18 protein-coding genes and 2 tRNA genes are annotated in these 18,359 nt (G+C 63.2%); 9 read left to right on the top strand and 11 right to left on the bottom strand.

Translation table 11 applies throughout. The annotated features are described in order from the left end of the window. Positions 1-16 precede the first annotated feature (16 nt). From R2676_RS20970 to R2676_RS20960, 3 genes are all read right to left on the bottom strand, one after another. Entirely contained in the window at positions 17-2,158 is a 2,142-nt protein-coding gene (locus tag R2676_RS20970; RefSeq protein ID WP_206273718.1) for an ATP-dependent DNA helicase, read from the bottom strand. 84 nt (positions 2,159-2,242) lie between these two features. Beyond that, complete coding sequence (locus R2676_RS20965) at positions 2,243-2,446, bottom strand: DUF465 domain-containing protein (RefSeq protein ID WP_027681294.1); 204 nt, start codon at positions 2,444-2,446, stop codon at positions 2,243-2,245. A 35-nt stretch (positions 2,447-2,481) separates the two neighbouring features. Next, positions 2,482-3,246 (bottom strand): hypothetical protein, encoded by a 765-nt coding sequence (locus R2676_RS20960; RefSeq protein ID WP_316857669.1) that lies wholly within the window; start codon positions 3,244-3,246, stop codon positions 2,482-2,484. Between the two features lie 110 nt (positions 3,247-3,356). Here R2676_RS20960 and R2676_RS20955 point away from each other — a divergent pair, with 110 nt between their 5' ends. Both R2676_RS20955 and R2676_RS20950 read left to right on the top strand, forming a co-directional pair. Next, positions 3,357-5,690 carry a Tex family protein gene (locus R2676_RS20955; RefSeq protein WP_206273720.1) on the top strand — a complete coding sequence of 778 codons (2,334 nt, stop codon included), beginning with the start codon at positions 3,357-3,359 and terminating at the stop codon, positions 5,688-5,690. A 186-nt stretch (positions 5,691-5,876) separates the two neighbouring features. Continuing rightward, positions 5,877-6,317, top strand: a complete 441-nt coding sequence (locus R2676_RS20950) for a hypothetical protein (RefSeq protein WP_027681291.1) — start codon at positions 5,877-5,879, stop codon at positions 6,315-6,317. A 79-nt stretch (positions 6,318-6,396) separates the two neighbouring features. Here R2676_RS20950 and R2676_RS20945 read toward each other — a convergent pair whose 3' ends face one another. Further along, a complete protein-coding gene (locus tag R2676_RS20945; protein WP_027681290.1) occupies positions 6,397-8,298 on the bottom strand; it encodes a potassium transporter Kup in 1,902 nt (633 codons plus the stop codon). Positions 8,299-8,689: 391 nt separating this feature from the next. Here R2676_RS20945 and R2676_RS20940 point away from each other — a divergent pair, with 391 nt between their 5' ends. Next, entirely contained in the window at positions 8,690-8,929 is a 240-nt protein-coding gene (locus tag R2676_RS20940; protein ID WP_027681289.1) for a hypothetical protein, read from the top strand. A gap of 25 nt (positions 8,930-8,954) precedes the next feature. Here the strand turns inward: R2676_RS20940 and R2676_RS20935 are convergent, their stop codons facing one another. After that, positions 8,955-9,989 carry a quinone-dependent dihydroorotate dehydrogenase gene (locus R2676_RS20935; protein ID WP_206273804.1) on the bottom strand — a complete coding sequence of 345 codons (1,035 nt, stop codon included), beginning with the start codon at positions 9,987-9,989 and terminating at the stop codon, positions 8,955-8,957. A gap of 230 nt (positions 9,990-10,219) precedes the next feature. Here R2676_RS20935 and R2676_RS20930 point away from each other — a divergent pair. The 5 genes from R2676_RS20930 (at position 10,220) to R2676_RS20910 (ending at position 12,717) form a co-directional block, all read left to right on the top strand. Beyond that, positions 10,220-10,296, top strand: a tRNA-Met gene (locus R2676_RS20930). A gap of 28 nt (positions 10,297-10,324) precedes the next feature. Next, positions 10,325-10,401: transfer RNA gene (locus R2676_RS20925), tRNA-Met, on the top strand. 203 nt (positions 10,402-10,604) lie between these two features. Next, the gene (locus R2676_RS20920) at positions 10,605-11,192 is read left to right on the top strand and encodes an NUDIX hydrolase (protein ID WP_206273721.1); all 588 of its coding nucleotides are present in this window, start codon (positions 10,605-10,607) and stop codon (positions 11,190-11,192) included. A 24-nt stretch (positions 11,193-11,216) separates the two neighbouring features. Next, a complete protein-coding gene (gene aat / locus R2676_RS20915) occupies positions 11,217-11,963 on the top strand; it encodes a leucyl/phenylalanyl-tRNA--protein transferase (protein WP_102067333.1) in 747 nt (248 codons plus the stop codon). Continuing rightward, complete coding sequence (locus R2676_RS20910; protein WP_027681285.1) at positions 11,950-12,717, top strand: arginyltransferase; 768 nt, start codon at positions 11,950-11,952, stop codon at positions 12,715-12,717. The genes aat and R2676_RS20910 overlap by 14 nt, the downstream gene beginning before the upstream one ends. On the opposite strand, the gene R2676_RS20905 is transcribed toward R2676_RS20910, so the two are convergent. The 5 genes from R2676_RS20905 to R2676_RS20885 all read right to left on the bottom strand — a co-directional run bounded on the left by R2676_RS20905 (position 12,718) and on the right by R2676_RS20885 (position 15,732). Next, positions 12,718-12,885, bottom strand: a complete 168-nt coding sequence (locus R2676_RS20905; protein WP_206273722.1) for a hypothetical protein — start codon at positions 12,883-12,885, stop codon at positions 12,718-12,720. It lies immediately after the preceding gene. A gap of 14 nt (positions 12,886-12,899) precedes the next feature. Then, positions 12,900-13,214 (bottom strand): TM2 domain-containing protein, encoded by a 315-nt coding sequence (locus R2676_RS20900; RefSeq protein ID WP_027681284.1) that lies wholly within the window; start codon positions 13,212-13,214, stop codon positions 12,900-12,902. 69 nt (positions 13,215-13,283) lie between these two features. Continuing rightward, positions 13,284-13,565 (bottom strand): hypothetical protein, encoded by a 282-nt coding sequence (locus R2676_RS20895; protein WP_102067335.1) that lies wholly within the window; start codon positions 13,563-13,565, stop codon positions 13,284-13,286. Beyond that, positions 13,562-14,971 (bottom strand): LutB/LldF family L-lactate oxidation iron-sulfur protein, encoded by a 1,410-nt coding sequence (locus R2676_RS20890; RefSeq protein ID WP_206273723.1) that lies wholly within the window; start codon positions 14,969-14,971, stop codon positions 13,562-13,564. The genes R2676_RS20895 and R2676_RS20890 overlap by 4 nt, the downstream gene beginning before the upstream one ends. Positions 14,972-15,006: 35 nt before the next feature. Continuing rightward, positions 15,007-15,732 (bottom strand): (Fe-S)-binding protein, encoded by a 726-nt coding sequence (locus tag R2676_RS20885; RefSeq protein ID WP_027681281.1) that lies wholly within the window; start codon positions 15,730-15,732, stop codon positions 15,007-15,009. A 240-nt stretch (positions 15,733-15,972) separates the two neighbouring features. Between R2676_RS20885 and R2676_RS20880 the strand changes: the two genes are divergently transcribed. Continuing rightward, entirely contained in the window at positions 15,973-16,770 is a 798-nt protein-coding gene (locus R2676_RS20880) for an IclR family transcriptional regulator (RefSeq protein ID WP_027681280.1), read from the top strand. Positions 16,771-16,837: 67 nt separating this feature from the next. Here the strand turns inward: R2676_RS20880 and pbpG are convergent, their stop codons facing one another. Further along, the gene (gene pbpG, locus R2676_RS20875; RefSeq protein WP_037027202.1) at positions 16,838-18,028 is read right to left on the bottom strand and encodes a D-alanyl-D-alanine endopeptidase; all 1,191 of its coding nucleotides are present in this window, start codon (positions 18,026-18,028) and stop codon (positions 16,838-16,840) included. Positions 18,029-18,359: the final 331 nt, after the last annotated feature.

The raw sequence follows: 18,359 nt of genomic DNA, 5'->3' as shown, positions 1-18,359 counted from the left end.
TGTTTGTGCACGCAGATCAGTCTTCAGACCCGCCGGCAGCCGCCTCTTCCGAATCTGGCCGCAGCGAACGCAGAAAATCGGCAGCCGTCTCGGCCTCGCGCGTACGCTTGAACGGCGGCAGGCTCTGCCAAATCTGGCGACCGTAGTTCTTCTCAACGAGCCGCGGGTCGCAGATCATCAGCACGCCGCGATCGGTCTCCGAGCGAATCAACCGCCCTGCGCCCTGCTTGAGCGTGATGACTGCATGCGGCAATTGGTGCACGGCAAACGGGCTCAGCCCCTTCTTTTCAAGCGCCTCCATGCGGGCGCTCAGCACCGGATCATCAGGCGGGGCAAACGGCAATTTGTCGATCACGACCAGCGAGAGCGCTTCGCCGCGTACATCCACGCCCTCCCAGAAACTCTGGCTGCCGATCAGCACGGCGTTGCCCAGCGCCCGGAAGCGGTCCAGCAATTCCGTACGGCTGGCCTGTCCCTGCACGAGCAGCGGGAAATCCCAACCGCGTTGGGCGAATTCATCGGCCAACCGCTCGGCGGCGCGATTCACGGCGCGCAGCGTCGTGCACAGCAGGAACGTCTTGCCGCCCGCCGCTTCAATCAGCGGCAAGGTGGCGTCGAGCACCGCATCGGTAAAACGCGGATCGCTCGGCTGGGGCAGATCACGCGGCACATACAGCAAGCCTTGTGATGCGTAGTCGAACGGGCTGTCGAGCGTCATCGAGCGATCACGATCCAGGCCCAGTTGCGCGGCGTAATGCGTGAAGTTGCCGCGTACCGAAAGCGTGGCCGAGGTGAAGACCCACGCGCGCGGCTGGCCGGCACGCTGGCGCGAAAAGATCGGCGCAATCGACAACGGCGTCAGGTGCAACTGCACGGAATTGGCGAATACCTCGACCCAGCGCACACGCTCGTCAATGGGAGCCGCACTCTCGCTGTCCGCGCCCGCGTCATCCCCTTCCTTCTTTGGCGCCTTGGGCGGTTTGGGATTGGCCCACGCTTCAAGCTTCTCGCACAGCGCCACCGCCCGGCGATGGCATTGCTCGATGGTCTCGGCGCGTTCGGCCTGGGCTTCCAGCGCGCCGGTAAAGTCGGAAAGCGCCTGTTCCAGCTTCGGCAGGACCTCGTAGAACGGCGTGGCAAGGGCCGCATCGTTGTCGATTTGCTTGATCGACAGACGGGAGCCGTCCTGGCGGAAAACGAGGCGCAAATCACGCGCGGCACGCTCCAGCGGCGCGGCAATCGCGACCCAGTCCACCGCATCCCGTGCGTGCGAAAGGCCTTCTGCCACGCTGTCGCGCGCGAGTTCGAGAATCTGGTTCGTCGAGATGGTCTCGCCAAAGAACAACGTGGCGGTTTCCGGCAGCTGGTGCGCTTCGTCGAAGATGATCGTGTTGGCGGCGGGCAGCAACTCCGCCATGCCGGTGTCCTTCAACATCACGTCCGCGAAGAACAGGTGATGGTTCACCACGACCACGTCGGCCTGCTGCGCCTCCTTGCGGGCGCGCATCACGAAGCAGTCTTTGTAGTACGCGCAGTCCGAACCGAGGCAGTTATCGCGCGTGGACGTAACCAAATTCCACACCGGCGCGTTCTCGGGGACGCTGGCAAGTTCCGCCTTGTCGCCCGTTTTCGTCGTCTTCAGAAACAGGTTGATCTGGCGCAGCCATGCGGCGTCTTGCCGCGAAGAGAGACGCCCGTTCTGCGACGTGCGCTCGACGTGGTAATGACAGACGTAGTTGGCGCGCCCCTTGAGCAGCGCCACCGACACCGGTGCATTCAGCGCCTTGCGCACCGTGGGGATGTCGCGGAGAAAAAGCTGATCCTGCAGGTTCTTCGTCCCGGTGGAGACGATCACCTTGCCGCCCCACAGCATCGCAGGAACAAGGTAGGCGTACGTTTTGCCCGTGCCCGTACCGGCCTCGACGATGATCGAATCGGCGGCTTCGATGGCGTTGGCGACGGCCTGCGCCATCGTCAGCTGCGCACTGCGGGGCCGGTAACCATCGATACCTTTGGCCAGCGTGCCGTCGTCGGCGAACAGCGTCGCCAGTTCGGCATGATGGGCATCGGCAGGTACCGAAGCGGCGGGAGCCGAAGCGTCGCCGGCATCGGCGTCGGAGTCAGCCGACGGCTCGGCCAGCGGGGAAAGCGAAGTCAACGCGGAATCCGTGGGAACAAATGACGGAGGCCGCACGTGATTGCGGCCTCTCAGGATGAAAATCGAACCAACTTTGGGTAGGCGCTAGGCCGGCACGTCCGGCTCAAGCTGCAACTGTAGCAGGGTGATGGTGTCCTTGAGTTTCAGGCGACGTTTCTTGAGACGGCGCAGCTGCAACTCGTCGTGATCGGCTGTAGCCGCCAGCCGGTCGATCAGAAAATCGAGATCGCGGTGCTCGATCTGCAACTCAATGATGCGACGCGAGATCGTATTCAGATCGCTGTCCATCGCTTTCCTCCCGGAAACCCGGCCTTGGCTGAAGTTTAGAACCCCAGCGGACTCGTGTTGTTCTGGTTTTGCTCGTTGCGGCGCTTGGTTTGTTCGCGGCGCTCTTCCAGTTCTTTCTGGCGCTTCACGGCGTCTTGCTGCTTTTCTTGGAACTGCTTGGCGCTTTCCGCACGCTTTGCGGCGTTGGCGGCGCCCTGCTCCTGCGCGGCCTTCAGCTTGGCGTCGTAATCCGCCTGCTTCTTGGCCGCAGCTTGCGCATTGGCGGCACGCTGCGGCGCTTCGGCCTGGCGCTGCGCTTCATTCAGGCGCTGCTGCTCCTGCTTGTTGTCAAAATCGGAGCGATTTTTTTGCTCGGCGGCTTCGCGCTGCGGGCGTTCGGCGTTGTACTGCGCATCGCGGATGGCGCGCTCCTGGTCGCGGCGGGCAGCGCGGTCGGCACGCTCAGCCTCGTCCAGCGCAAGCTCGCGCTCGCGGATGGTGTGCAGTTCCGTGCGGCGCACATCCTTGGCCTTGTCGATGCAGCGCGTGACGAGGAATTTGTCGTAGCAAGCGCGTTCGGCCTCGGCGTACCGGTATTCGGCCCACGCCTTGGCGCTGTTGATGCGATCGTGCTCGGCGCCAAAGTCGGGCGGGGTGGCGGACACTGCGGCAGCCGGCGCAGCGGCGGGCTGGGACTGGCTCCATGCAGGCGTGGCAAGCAGCGCAACACTGAGCACGGACGCCGGCAAAACCAGCTGGGAGGCGCGGCGCGCAGCAGCGCGGCGACGGGCAGAAAACAGGGGCGTAGGCATAACGCGCATTTTATCACCGCGCCTGTGCGGCAAACGCCGCGCGGCCACGGATTTACGCTCAGGAACAGGGTTCGCGTTGTGGCAAAATGCGCGGCTTTCCATCGCACTCTCTGGAAGCAATGACTGATTCCGTGTTGCAGAAGATCGTCTCCCGCATCGCCACTGAACTGGCGGTCCGTCCGCAGCAGGTTGCCGCCGCCGTCCAACTGCTGGACGAAGGCGCTACCGTGCCGTTCATCGCGCGGTACCGCAAGGAAGTGACGGATAACCTGGACGACACGCAACTGCGCAACCTGGAAGAGCGCCTGCTGTACCTGCGCGAACTGGAAGACCGCCGCGCGGCCATCCTCGCCTCCATTGAAGAACAAGGCAAGCTGACAGACGCCCTGCGCACCGCCATCGAGGCGGCCGAGACCAAGCAGGTGCTGGAAGACCTCTACCTGCCCTACAAGCCCAAGCGCCGCACGCGCGCCCAGATTGCCCGCGAATGCGGCCTGGAGCCGCTGGCCCAGGCGCTGCTGGCCGATCCAACGCTTGATCCGCAAACCGAAGCTGCCAAGTTCGTCAACGGCAACCCGACCGCGGACGGCGGCGTGCCGGACGTGAAGGCAGCGCTCGACGGCGCGCGCGACATCCTCTCCGAACAATTTGGCGAGACGGCCGAGCTGCTGGGCAAGGTGCGCGACCACCTGTGGAATCAAGGCCAGGTTTCGTCGACCGTGGTGGAAGGCAAGGAAACCGCCGAAGAAGAGAAATTCCGCGATTACTACGCGTATAGCGAGCCCATCCGCAACGTGCCGTCGCACCGCGCGCTGGCGCTGTTCCGCGGCCGCAATGCGGGCGTGCTGTTTGTCAAACTCGGGTTGGGCGAAGAACAGGACGCGCTGAACCCGCACCCGTGCGAAGTCATGATCGCGCGCCATGTCGGCATCGAAAATAAGGGGCGCGCGGCTGACAAGTGGCTGTCGGACGTGTGCCGCTGGTGCTGGCGCGTGAAGGTGCAACCGCATATCGAGACCGAGTTGCTCACGCAACTGCGCGAGTCGGCAGAAGCCGAGGCCATCAAGATCTTCGGCCGCAATCTGCACGACCTGCTGCTGGCCGCGCCGGCTGGCCCGAAGGCCGTGATGGGCATCGACCCCGGCATCCGCACCGGTTGCAAGGTGGCCGTGGTCGACCACACCGGCAAGCTGCTGGAAACGGCCACCATTTATCCGCACGAGCCGCGTCGTGACTGGAACGGCTCGCTGGCCACGCTCGCCCGGCTGGCGAAGCAGCACGGCGTGGCACTGGTTTCCATCGGCAACGGCACAGCCAGCCGCGAGACCGACAAGTTGGTGCAAGACCTCATGCGCAACGCGCCGGAGCTGAAGCTGACCAAGATCGTGGTGAGCGAGGCCGGCGCGTCGGTGTATTCGGCGTCGGAGCTGGCGGCCAAGGAATTCCCCGAGCTGGATGTGTCGCTGCGCGGCGCGGTGTCGATCGCACGACGCCTGCAAGACCCGCTGGCCGAACTCGTGAAGATCGATCCGAAGTCGATCGGTGTCGGCCAGTATCAGCATGACGTGAACCAGCGGGAGCTGGCCCGCGCACTGGACGCCATCGTCGAGGATTGCGTCAACGCCGTCGGCGTGGATGTGAACACGGCCTCTGCCCCGCTGCTGGCGCGTGTGTCGGGGCTGAACTCGATCCTCGCCAAGAACATCGTCGAATACCGCGATGCCAACGGCGCGTTCTCCAACCGCGACGCGCTCAAGAAAGTGCCGCGCCTGGGCGACAAGACGTTCGAGCAGGCCGCCGGTTTCCTGCGCATCAATGACGGCGACAATCCCCTCGACCGCTCCTCGGTGCACCCGGAAGCGTATCCGGTCGTCAAGCGCATCCTGGACAGCATCAAGAAAGGCATCGGCGACGTGCTCGGCAACCGCGAGGCGCTGCGTGGTCTGACCGCTCGTGACTTCACTGACGAGAAGTTCGGGCTGCCGACCGTGGTCGACATCCTGTCTGAACTGGAAAAGCCCGGCCGCGACCCGCGCCCCGAGTTCAAGACGGCGACGTTCCAGGATGGCGTGGAAGACATCAAGGACCTGCAGCCCGGCATGGTGCTCGAAGGCGTGGTGACGAACGTCGCGGCGTTTGGCGCCTTCATCGACATCGGCGTGCATCAGGATGGCCTGGTACACGTGTCGGCGCTGTCGACCAAGTTCGTGCGTGACCCGCACGAGGTGGTCAAGCCCGGCCAGATCGTCAAGGTCAAGGTGATGGAGGTGGACGTGAAGCGCAACCGCATCGGGCTGACGATGCGCCTGTCGGATGAGCCCGGTCAGGCCGCCGCGCGCACCGGCGGCGGCGACCGCCCGAGCAGCGGCGGCAGTCGCCACGGCGGCCAGCAACGCCGTGCACCGGAGCCGTCCGGCGCTATGGCAGAAGCGTTCGCCAAGCTCAAACGCTAACGCGCATTCTGTTGAGTGGAACCCGCCCCTTTTTTCGGACTCGGCGGGTTTTTTCATGGCCGCGTGTGGCCGTTACAAGTCCTTACGCGCATGGATCTTTGCTAACACTCGTGCGTCGTCGGCCCGTCTTTTCGGCTCGTTAAGGAGACACAGGCGCACCGCCTGGAACCCACGAGGAGAAACGCCATGAAGACGAGCCACACCCTGATTGCCGCCCTGCTTGCTGTTGCCGGTACCGCCGCTTTCGCGCAGACCACGCCCGTCCAGCAAGTCCAGCAAGACAATCAGCAGATTCGCCAGGACAACCGCGACATCCGCCACGACAACCGCGATATTCGCCGTGATCGCGCGGACATCGGCGCCGACAAGGCCGCATTGAACGCCGACCGCGCCGCCCGCAACGCCGATCAACGCCGCGAAAACCGCGACCTGGCCAATGGCAACGTCGGGGGCGCCGAATACTGGAACAAGAAGCGCGCCGAAGAGCAGCATGAAGTCAACGCCGAGCGTCGCGACCTGCACCACGATCGCAAAGACCTGCGGCACGACGTGAAGGACCGCAACCACGACGTCCACGCCCGCAACGACGAAGTCCGCGAGCGCAATCACGCCGCCGCAAAGATGTAATTGCAGCGCCGCCCCAACAAACAAAACGGCCCGTGCGTCTCTCTCGCACGGGCCGTTTTGTTATGCAGCGGTAAGTTGATCAGATCTCGACCTTCGTGCCCAGCTCCACCACGCGGTTGGCGGGAATGTGGAAGAAGTCCGACGGCTTGGCGCCGTTTTGATGCATCCACGCAAACAGGCGCTCGCGCCACATCGACATACCCGGCAGCTTGGACGGCACCACCGACTCACGCGCGATGAAGAACGACGTATCCATCAATTCGCAGCGCGAGCCGATCTGCGGTTGACCAAGCTCGAGCACGCGGTAGACGTCCGGCGTTTCCTTGAAGCCGTATTCCGCCTTGACGATGTAGATGCCGCTGCCGAAATCCCGCACAGACACGCGGTGCTTGTCGTCCACGTAAGGAATATCGCGCGTGACGAAGCTGATGAAGATCACGCGCTCGTGCAGCACGCGGTTGTGCTTCAAGTTATGCAGCAGCGACACGGGCACGAATTCAGTGTTGCCGGTCAGGAAGACGGCCGTGCCCTCCACGCGATGCGGCGGATGCGCCAGCAGGCCAGCCAGGAACGGCTCCAGCGGAATGCCATCCTCCAGACTGCGCGCGCGGACCAGCTTCTTGCCCTTGTACCAGGTCATCAACAGGAAGAACACGGCACCGCCCAGCGTCAACGGGAACCAACCGCCATCGCGGATCTTCAACAGGTTCGCCGAGAAAAACGCCATGTCGACGACCAGGAAGCAGAGGCTCACCAGCGTCACCAGCGCAGGGTGCCAACGCCAGACCGAACGCATCACCACCGCGGCCAGTACCGTGGTGATGACCATCGTGGTCGTCACGGCAATACCGTAAGCAGCGGCCAGGTTGTCGGACTTCTTGAACGCCAGTACCACGCCCACCACCAGGATCAGCAGCATCCAGTTGACCATCGGCACGTAGATCTGGCCGATCTCGGCTTCCGACGTGTAGCGAATGCGCATGCGCGGCACAAAGCCAAGCTGGATCGCCTGGCTCGTCAGCGAGAACGCACCCGAAATCACGGCCTGCGAAGCAATGACGGTGGCTGCCGCGGCGAGCACCACCATCGGCAGTTGCAACGCTTCGGGCACTGAACGGTAGAACGGGTTTTCAATGGTGCTCGGGTCGGTCAGCAGCATCGCGCCCTGGCCGAAGTAGTTGAGCAGCAGGCTCGGCGCCACGATAAAGAACCATGCCCAGCGGATCGGGCGGGCGCCAAAATGGCCCATGTCGGCGTACAGCGCTTCAGCGCCCGTCAGCACCAGGAACACCGAACCGAGCACGATGAACGCCTGCAGCGCGTGGTCATGCAGGAACGAAATCGCGTACATCGGGTTGATGGCTACGAGCACCTGCGGCGCCTTCACCAGATTCATCATGCCCAGCGCAGCCAGGGCGGCAAACCACAGCAGCATCACCGGGCCGAACAGCTTGCCGACCACCGATGTGCCGCTGCGCTGAATCAGGAACAGCGCCGCCAGGATCACGATCGTGATGGGCAGCACAAACGGCGACAGCGCGGGCGCGGCGATCTCCAGGCCTTCCATCGCGGAGAGCACCGAGATGGCTGGGGTGATGACCGCGTCGCCGTAGAACATGCACGCGCCGAAGACGCCCAGCATCATCAGCAGCGACATGCGCCTCGAATCGGTATTGGCCGTCCGCAGCGACAGCGCCATCAGCGCGAGAATGCCGCCCTCGCCGTTGTTGTCGGCGCGCATGACGAACAGCACATATTTGAGCGATACCACGATCACCATCGCCCAGAACAGCATGGAGATGATGCCGAGCACCGCGGCACTGGAGAACGGAATGCCGTGATCGGGGCTGAAGCATTCCTTGAGCGAATACAGCGGACTGGTGCCGATGTCTCCGAACACCACACCGACGGCGCCGATCACCATGGCGCGCAGGTTCACGTTGGTCTGGGGCGACCCGGTTGCTGTTAGAGCTTGACTCATGAACTTGGAAATCGGCCGGACGGCTGGCCGTTCAAAAAATCGTGCATTGCACAATGAGGGCGGATTGTACTCCCCGGCTTCGTCCCGCCAACCCCTCAAACGGGCATTCGTTGCCGCAGTGCATCACGATGCACCGGCCTGCCGGCAAAGCGTTCCACGCGGCGGAAAGAAAATTGCCCTGGCATCGAAAACCCGCTGAAACCACATTGTCGGGTACCGATCGCCTCAGTTGGCGCAAGCACCACAGGCCGTGCATGCTGTGCTGCACATAGCCGAAAGTAGGACAGCGGCCGACAGAACTTTGTAGGAAAATGCCTGACAAACCTTCATTGCAAACTTTGTTGAGCGACTGGCAACCAGCCCGCCCGACGCTTCCGAAACGGGGACAGCTTTGCCCCATTCATCCATCCGCATCTTGGGTCGCTCCAAGCCTTCACTGACTGCACTGATCGTGTTGCTGGTCGTGGCCGCGCTATTGTTTGCGATCCCGCGCATGATCCTGCCGTGGGCGCAATCGGCCTTCCTGCAGAACCTCGACCCGGCGGTTTGGGCCGATTACGCCGGCCCATACGACCTGGCAGCCGCAGTGGTGGCTGCCAGCGCGCTCATCATCTTCCTGCTCCGCCGCTAAGGGCGGCGCGTTTGCCTCACCTGTTTTAGCGCGCCAACGCGCGCGCGCATTCGGCCACCAAGGCGGGGCCACGATAGATCAATCCCGTATAAAGCTGCACCAGTTGCGCGCCCGCGTCGATTTTCTCGCGCGCATGCTCGCCGGCGAGGATGCCGCCCACACCGATGATGGGTACCGCATCGCCCAGCAGACCGTGCAAGGCGCGAATCACCCGCGTCGAGCCTTGGCGCACCGGCTGGCCCGACAAGCCGCCCGCCTCTTCCGCATGCGCCAGGCCGGCCACGGCTTCGCGACTGATCGTCGTGTTGGTCGCAATCACACCGTCCATCTTGTGGCGCAGGAGCGCGTCGGCAACGTTGGCAATCTGGTCGTCATCCAAGTCCGGCGCGATCTTCAGCGCCACCGGCACGTAGCGCTTGTGCTGATCTGCCAGACGCTGCTGTGCGTCGCGCAGCGTACCCAGCAGGCTGTCCAGCTCGCTCGCGCCTTGCAGTTGCCGCAGGTTCTTCGTGTTAGGCGACGAAATGTTCACCGTGACGTAGCTTGCATGCGGATACACGCGCTCCAGGCAATGCAGGTAATCGTCGACGGCGCGCTCGATAGGCGTGTCGGCGTTCTTGCCGATGTTCAGGCCGAGCACACCACCGTCCTCGCGCCACTTCGATGCCTTCACGTTATTGATGAATGCATCGACACCGCCGTTGTTGAACCCCATGCGGTTGATGAGCGCATTGGCCGCCGGCAAGCGGAACATGCGCGGGCGCGGATTGCCGGGCTGCGCACGTGGCGTGACCGTACCGACTTCAATGAAGCCGAAGCCAAGCGCGCCCAGCGCATCGATATACGCGCCGTCCTTGTCCAGGCCGGCAGCCAGCCCCACCGGGTTAGGAAACTTTACGCCCATCACCGTGCGCGGCTGCGCGGCGACACGGCCCCCGATACAGCCCGAAAGGCCCATCGCGTGCGCCCGCTTGAGCTGGTTCAGCGTGAAGTGATGCGCGTCTTCGGGGTCCATCGAAAACAGCAGCGGGCGGGCAAGCGGGTACAGGGCGTTGAGCACGGTCGGAATCAAGAGAAGAACGCGAAAGGCGGCATTGTAAACGGCCCGCACGCCGCAATGCATCGCGCGCGCCGCTTTCGAACGTAGCGGCGCGCGATGTGTCCAATGATGCGTCTGCGCCTGGGTTCGCGAGCCCGTTACATGGGCAGCACGCACCATCAATATGCATGCCGCACGAGAAAAGTGTTGCATCGCCGCACAGGTCTCGCTATACTCTTTTATTCGACGGACGCGGGGTGGAGCAGTCTGGCAGCTCGTCGGGCTCATAACCCGAAGGTCGCAGGTTCAAATCCTGCCCCCGCAACCAGCCAGAAAGTCGAATGCGTTTCTACGGACGCGGGGTGGAGCAGTCTGGCAGCTCGTCGGGCTCATAACCCGAAGGTCGCAGGTTCAAATCCTGCCCCCGCAACCAGCTAAGTAGAACGGCTCGCTCCAAGACCTGAGCCGAATCATCAAGCCCGCACCCAGCGGGCTTTTTGCTTTTCCGGGATGGTTTTGCACGGTTCTACGCAGCGTTTCCCATGCAACTCAGTCGATACGCGCGCCCCACCCCGGCCGCACGGGACCGCATCGCCGCGGTGATACACTGAGACATTCCACCCGCGACGATTCCCCATGAAATTCTGTTCCAACTGCGGCCAGTCAGTCGTCTCGCGCATTCCCGCCGGTGACAACCGACTGCGCGACGTTTGCGACCATTGCAATACGATTCACTATGTGAATCCGCGCAACGTCGTCGGCACCGTGCCGATTTGGAACGATCAGATCCTCCTGTGCAAGCGCGCGATCGAGCCGCGCTACGGCTTCTGGACCTTGCCCGCAGGTTTCATGGAAATCGGGGAGACCACCGCCGAGGCCGCCAACCGCGAAACCCAGGAAGAAGCCGGCGCCAACGTCGAAATCGGCGAATTGTATTCGGTGCTCAACGTGCCGCACGTGCACCAGGTCCACCTGTTTTACCTGGCCAAGCTGAACGATCTGGATTTCGCGCCAGGCGAAGAAAGCCTCGAAGTCGCACTCTTCAACGAAGCCGACATCCCCTGGGATGATCTGGCCTTCCCGACTGTCATCCACACGCTGCGCTGTTTCTTCGCAGACCGCGCGGCCGGCAAGCTCGCCGACGGCAGCTTCCGCCTCCATACGCTCGACATCTACAAGCCGATGCGCACCGCCGCGATCGACACGCCGGCCACGACGCCTTAACACTCCACCAACGTTGTCCGCATCATGATCGCCTGGCTGGATCCGCACGATCCCTTCCCGCCGGTCGATCGCGCGCTCGGGCCAGACTCTGAAGCGCCCGGGCTGCTGGCCGCCAGCGCTGAACTATCGCCGCAACGGCTGCTGATTGCGTACCGGCAAGGCATTTTTCCGTGGTACGCCCAGGGCCAGCCGGTGCTGTGGTGGAGCACCGACCCGCGCATGGTGCTTCGCCCCGAAGACTTTCGCGTGTCGACCACGTTTCGCAAGACGCTGCGCCGCGTGCTTGACGATCCGGCATGGGAAATCCGCATCGACCACGGCTTCCGTGAAACGATGGTCGCCTGCGCCACCACGGCCCGCCCTGGGCAACACGGTACGTGGATCACCGAAGACGTCATTCAGGCCTATACCGCCCTGCACCGCCGCGGCTACGCGCACAGCGTCGAGACATGGCACGCCGGGCAGCGCGTGGGTGGCCTGTACGGTGTGGCGCTGGGCCGCATGTTCTACGGTGAGTCGATGTTTGCCCATCGCACCGATGCCTCCAAAATCGCGCTCGCGGCGCTCTGCGCCTTCCTCGGCGGTCAGGGCGTCGCGATGATAGACTGCCAGCAGGAGACCGAGCATCTGGCGTCGCTGGGCGGTGCCCCGGTGCCGCGCGCGGCGTTTCTCGCACATGTGCGCGAAGCGGCCAACGCGCCGGCCATCGTGCCGTGGCACTTCGACAAATCGGTGCTCCGTCGGTGGACCGTGCGCAATGAGCAAGCTTAAGGAACTTCCCCTCTCGGCATTGCAGTTCTATGCAACCGCGCCGTACGCGTGCAGCTATCTCGATGGCCGCTTGGCGCGTTCGCAGGTCGCCACGCCGGCACATCTCATCAACGCAGACGTCTACTCCAAGCTCGTGCGCGCCGGTTTTCGGCGCAGCGGCATCTTCACCTATCGCCCGCACTGCGACGATTGCCACGCATGCACGCCCTGCCGCGTCGTCGTCGATCAATACGCACCGTCGCGGGCACAGCGCCGCGCGGCCGAGCGGCATCAAGCCCTTGAGGCCCTGGTTGCACCGCTCACCTATGTCGAAGAGCACTATCAGCTCTACCTGCTGTACCAGTCGGTGCGCCATGCGGGCGGCGGCATGGATCACGACAGCCGCGATCAATACGAGCAGTTCCTGCTGCAGAGCCGCGTGAATTCGCGTTTGGTGGAGTTTCGCGAGCCGCCCGAATCGCCATCGGCGGGCAAGCTGCGCATGGTGAGCATGATCGACGTGCTGGAAGACGGGCTGTCGTCGGTTTACACGTTCTACGACCCGATCGAGCAGAGGGCGAGTTACGGAACGTACAACGTCCTGTGGCAGATCGCCCAGGCGCAGGCGCTGGACCTGCCCTACGTCTATCTCGGCTACTGGATCGAGCAGAGCCGCAAGATGGCTTACAAGGCCTTGTTTCAGCCGCTGGAACTGCTTGTCAATGGCGAGTGGCGGCGGTTTGAAGACGTGGCGCCGCAAGCCGCGGAAGGATGATCAGCGCGACGTCCGCTCGACCCCGACATCGACCACGCCGTAAGTGCTGATGTTGGAACTCTCGCGGTATTGATCGCGCGAAGTCGTGCAGCCTGCCAACGCGCCGGCTGCGCAAGCCAAACCAGCCGTCCAGAGTGCAGCGCGCTTCCACCAAGTGGTTTTGTTCATGAGGTCGATTCCTTTCAGGGCGTGGTCGAAAGCCGCTCGGCGAGCGCCGTGTTGTTTGTGCGGACCATGCCCGGAATCAGGAACATGTCCACCAGCACCCACAGCCCACCGATGACAGCCAGCACCCAGCCCGCGGTGTTACCCATGTCACGAAATGCCAGCCATGTACCGCCGATGTTGGCGATGGCCTGCGCGATACCGCTGCCCGGACGCTTCAGGTAGAAGCGATGCGCCCCCAGGAAGCCCAGCAGAAACCACCAGAGGTAAGCCACGCCCGAACTTTTCTTCTGGGCGTCGTACAGCATGATTTCGCGGGCGGTCTGGTTCATGGCATTGGCTGACACGGGAATAAGCGGTCAGACACTAGCACGCATCCCGCGTTCCATGTCGACCAGCGATTACATGCTCGCCAGTTTGGCCTCGGCCTTATCCGTCCACAACCGCATTTCGGCCAGGAGCGATGACGGCGAGAACGAGCAGCTCTCTTCGCCAAACGACACCGCCATATCGAGCCGCTGCAGCAAGGAGCGCCGCACCTGATCGTACGCAGGAGGCAAGATCGCCAACGGCGCGAGCACGGCATCGTCGCGCCACTGTTTGAGCAGGTGCGGCAAATCGGCCGACTTTGCGTGTCGATCGAGCGCGTCGCGCAGCGTTTGGAGGGATTCAGCGGTGGTCATGCTCGGGCCTTCTTTTCACGGTACAGCTCACGGAATGTTTTGCCTGCGGGGGCCGGCATGTCGCGCGTATCCGTCCAACCTTTGCCGACGGGCAGCGAGTGGATCAGCTTCTTGTCCCCGCCCATCCAGCGCAGCACGCGCGCTGCCACCCAGGTACCGGCCGAATACAGCGCCGGTCGCCGTGCCATGAAGCCCCACACGCGCAAACCGAAGCGTTCCGCCTGCGGGCGAAGTTCGCGCTCCATCTGTTTTTCGCGCAGCGTACGCAGCAGGTCCGACAACGGAATCGACGCAGGACACACGCGATTGCATTCACCGCACAGCGTCGCCGCTTGCGGCAGGTCTAGCGCGTTCGACAGCCCAACGTAGCTCGGCGTCAGCACGCTGCCCATCGGGCCCGGATACACCCAGCCGTACGCGTGGCCGCCGATCTTCTGATAGACCGGGCAATGGTTCATGCACGCGCCGCACCGGATGCAACGCAGCATCTCCTGGAATTCGCCGCCGATCAGGCCGCTGCGACCGCCGTCGACGATGACGAAGTACATATGCTCGGGGCCGTCCTTCTCGCCGGGCGCGCGCGGGCCTGTCAGCAGCGAGAAATAATTCGAGATCGCCTGCCCCGTGGCGGAGCGCGGCAGCAAGCGCATGACGGTCGCCAGATCCTCCAGCGTCGGCAGCACTTTCTCGATACCCGTCACGGCAACGTGCACACGCGGCATGATCGTGCACATGCCCTCGTTGCCCTCATTGGTGACGATCGCCACGGAGCCCGTCTCGGCAATGATGAAGTTGCCGCCCGTGACGCCCATGTCGGCGGAGAGAAACTCGGGCCGCAGCACCTCGCGGGCCTCGCGCGTCATCTCGGGAATATCGGTCAGCCGCGGCTTGTTGTGCGTCCTGGCGAAGAGATCGGCGATCTCTTCCTTATCCTTGTGCACCACCGGCGCAATGATGTGCGACGGCGGCTCGCTGTCGTTGATCTGCAGGATGTACTCGCCCAGATCGGTCTCGATGCTCTGCACGCCCATCTCGCCGAGCACCTGATTCAGGCGCATTTCTTCGGTCACCATCGACTTGCTCTTGATGACCTTCTTGACGTCGTGCTTGCGGGCGATCTCGGCGACCAGGCGCGCGGCATCGGCCGTGGTTTCGGCAAACAGCACCTTGGCACCACGGCGCGTCGCCTCTGCCTCGAACGTGGCGAGCCAGACGTCGAGATTTTCCAACGCGCGGTTGCGGCGCTCCTTCAACGCTTCGCGCGTGGCCGAAAAATCGATGTCCTGGATGGCGGCCGCGCGTGCGGTCACGAACTTGGTCGAGAGCTTGGTGAGGTTCTGCTGCAGGCGCTTGTCGGCGAGCTTCTGCCCGGCGCGCGCCTTGAATTCCATGCTGCGGACTTGCATGCGATTGCGTCTCCGTCGTGTTCTTGGCGTCGCGGTTACGCGTCGCCGGCGAGGACTTGCGCGATGTGCAGCACGCGCGTGTGCGTGTCGCCAGTACGGCGCAGCCGGCCCTCAATGTTGAGCATGCAGCCGACATCGCCGAGCACCACGGCATCGGCGCCACTGGCCTTGATGTTGGCGCATTTCTCATCCGCAATCGCGGTGGAGATATCGCCGTATTTGATTGAGAACGTGCCGCCGAAACCGCAGCACGCTTCGCAGGCGGGCATCTCGGTCAGTTGCACGCCCGGCAGTTTGCCGAGCAGCGCTCGCGGCTGCGCCTTCACGCCCAACTCGCGCAGGCCGGAGCACGAATCGTGATAGGTCACGTGGCCGTGAAATTCGGAGTCGAGCGATTCGATGCGCGCCACGTTGACGAGAAAATCGGTCAGTTCGTACACACGCGGCGCCAGGCGCTCATATCGACCCGCCAGCTCCGGATCATCGCGAAAGAGATCGGCGTAGCCTTTGCGGATCATGCCGCCGCACGAACCGGACGGGATGACGACGTAGTCGAACTGCTCGAATTCCTTGAGCGTTTTCTCGGCCAGGTCACGGGCCAAGGGGCGATCGCCGGAGTTGTAGGCGGGCTGACCGCAGCAGGTTTGCGCGGGCGGCACCACGACGTCGTAACCCGCCTTTTCCAGCAGCTTGAGCACCGAAAACCCGATCTCGGGCCGCATCAGATCAATCAGGCAAGTGACGAACAAACCTACGCGCATGGGAGTCTCGTGTGTTCTGCGGGAAGCCGCCATTATGCGCCTGCCGCCGCGCGTGGCGCGGCTCTGCGGGCACAGAACTTCTTCATGCCGGTGGTGAGTGCGCTTCACGAGGTGGCGCCAAGCACAGTTGCTGGCCGACCGAGAAAGCCCTCGAAAATACCCGGAATCATGCGTCGGGAGGGTGCGCATTTTCACATCGTGGGATAGAATTTTGCATCGCATCCGCAACCCACTGCACCCATGGCAGAAGCAGACAAGGACCCCGGCAAGACGTCCATCCAGGTCATCGAACGCATGATGATGCTGCTCGACGCCCTTGCCGATCACGCCGATCCGGTCAGCCTGAAGGCGCTGTCGGCCAGCACCGGCCTGCACCCGTCCACCGCGCACCGCATCCTGAACGACATGGTGGCCTGCCGCTTTGTCGACCGCTCCGACCCGGGCAGCTACCGTCTCGGCATGCGCTTGCTGGAACTCGGCAACCTCGTCAAGGCACGGCTCTCGGTGCGGGAAGCGGCGCTCGCGCCGATGCGCGCCCTGCACCGCCTGACCGGCCAGACCGTCAACCTCTCGGTACGCCAGGGCGACGAGATCGTCTACATCGAGCGCGCCTATTCCGAGCGCTCCGGCATGCAAGTGGTGCGCGCAATCGGTGGCCGCGCGCCGTTGCACCTGACTTCGGTCGGCAAGTTGTTCCTGGCCGCCGACGAACTCGGCCGTGTGCGGGCCTATGCCACACGCACCGGCTTGTCAGGCCACACCCGCACGTCGATCACGGACTTGCCCAAGCTCGAACGTGAACTCAACTGGGTGCGCACCAATGGCTATGCGCGTGACAACGAAGAGCTGGAACTTGGTGTGCGCTGCATCGCCGCCGGCATCTATGATGATTCGCGCCGGCTCGTGGCGGGCTTGTCACTGTCCGCACCGGCTGACCGGTTGCAGGACAGCTGGCTCGACAATCTCAAAGACACCGCGCTGCAAATCTCCAAAGGGATGGGCTACACGCACGAGGAAGATACGGTGCGTGCAGAGTAAGCCGCCGGCGTTGACCAACAAAAAAGCGCGTCATCGAACGCGCTTTTTTGTTGGGCGATGCCGCGGCTCAAGCGCCGTGCTGGTCCGATGCCAGCACGGTTGCCGGCTGCGTCGACACCGGCACATTTCGCAGCGGGGCAGCAGCCTGCGTGGCCGGCTCGATGTGCGGATTGCGCTCCAGCCAATTGCGCACGCGCGTGGCGTCTGCAAAACGCGTGAGGTTGCCGGCCGAATCCAGGAACACCATCACGACATTGCGGCCATGCACATTGGCCTGCATCACGAGGCAGCGGCCTGCTTCGTTGATGAAGCCGGTCTTCTGCAGACCGATATCCCATTCGCCGCCGCGCACCAGACGGTTGGTGTTGACGTAGTGCAGCGTGCGGCCGTTGGCGCTGACCGTATGTTCAGGGGTCGTCGTGAATTGACGAATGAGCGGCACCTTGTAGGCGGCCATCACGATCTTGGCAAGATCCTGCGCGCTCGACACGTTGCTGCTCGACAGGCCGTTCGAATCGACATAGTGCGTGTCGTTCATGCCAAGCTCGCGCGCTTTGCGATTCATCGCGGCAACGAATGCCGGACGACCGCCCGGATAGTTGCGGCCAAGCGCGGAGGCTGCACGGTTTTCCGACGACATCAGCGCCAGCAGCAGCAGGTCTTCGCGCGTGAGCATCGTGCCGAAACGCAAGCGCGAGCCCGTATTGCGCTCGTAGTCACGATCGTCATCGGTAATCTCAAGCAGCTCGTCCATCGGCTGATGCGCATCGGTCACGACCAGCGCAGTCATCAGCTTGGTGATCGAGGCAATCGGCAGCACGGCCGACGAGTTCTTCTGGAACAGTACTTCGCCGTTGTTCTGGTCCATCACCAGCGCGACGGAGGAACGCAGCGCCAACGCATCGGGCGTCGAACGCAGGCCCATCGCTTCACCAAGCGTCGGCGATGCCGGCACAAACGCGGCGCGCACGGGGCGTGCACCGCGCTCGACCATGATCACGCGGCGCTTGCCTTTGACGGTGACAACCTTGCGGACTTTGCTGGAGGCGACTTCATCGCTGCTCGCCGCCGCGACTTTGGCGCTGGCCTTGCGATTGGCGACGGTCTTGCCTTTGGATTTGGCTTTCTTGCTGGCGGCGGGTTTTTTGTCGGTCGTGGCAGCGTTGGCCACGGTAGCGACAGAGACGGCAGCGAGCGCGACGGTCATCAGCGAAACAAAGCCGAGACGTCGAAAAAATGAGGAAACAGACCGTGACATGGTTCGATCACCCGCGCGTGAGATGGCGCAAGTGTAGGCAAAAACAAAATTCTTAGCAAGATGAAGGACTTAGCTCACGGCCTTAAAGTTTGACCTCTGGAGCCTTATCATTCGGTCATCATTTCGACGCAATTGTCTGCTGAAGCAGGAACCCAATTGCGAAGAAAGTTGCCCAAGACGCACATTGCGCCCGGTGTGGCATCGGAAATTGGGGCGGAGAATACCCCGGGATTTCGCCGTCAATGACAACAATCACGGTTTACAACCAGTCCCAACACTTCCTGACAACACACGCGTGACGTACGTCGAGTCGCAGATTGAAGTCTAACGA

It is taken from the genome of Ralstonia flatus, from assembly GCF_958439105.1.
GTDB classification, from domain to species: Bacteria; Pseudomonadota; Gammaproteobacteria; order Burkholderiales; family Burkholderiaceae; genus Ralstonia; species Ralstonia flatus.
The sequence above is the reverse complement of the archived record's forward strand: the minus strand, read 5'-3'. Positions and strand labels throughout refer to the sequence as shown.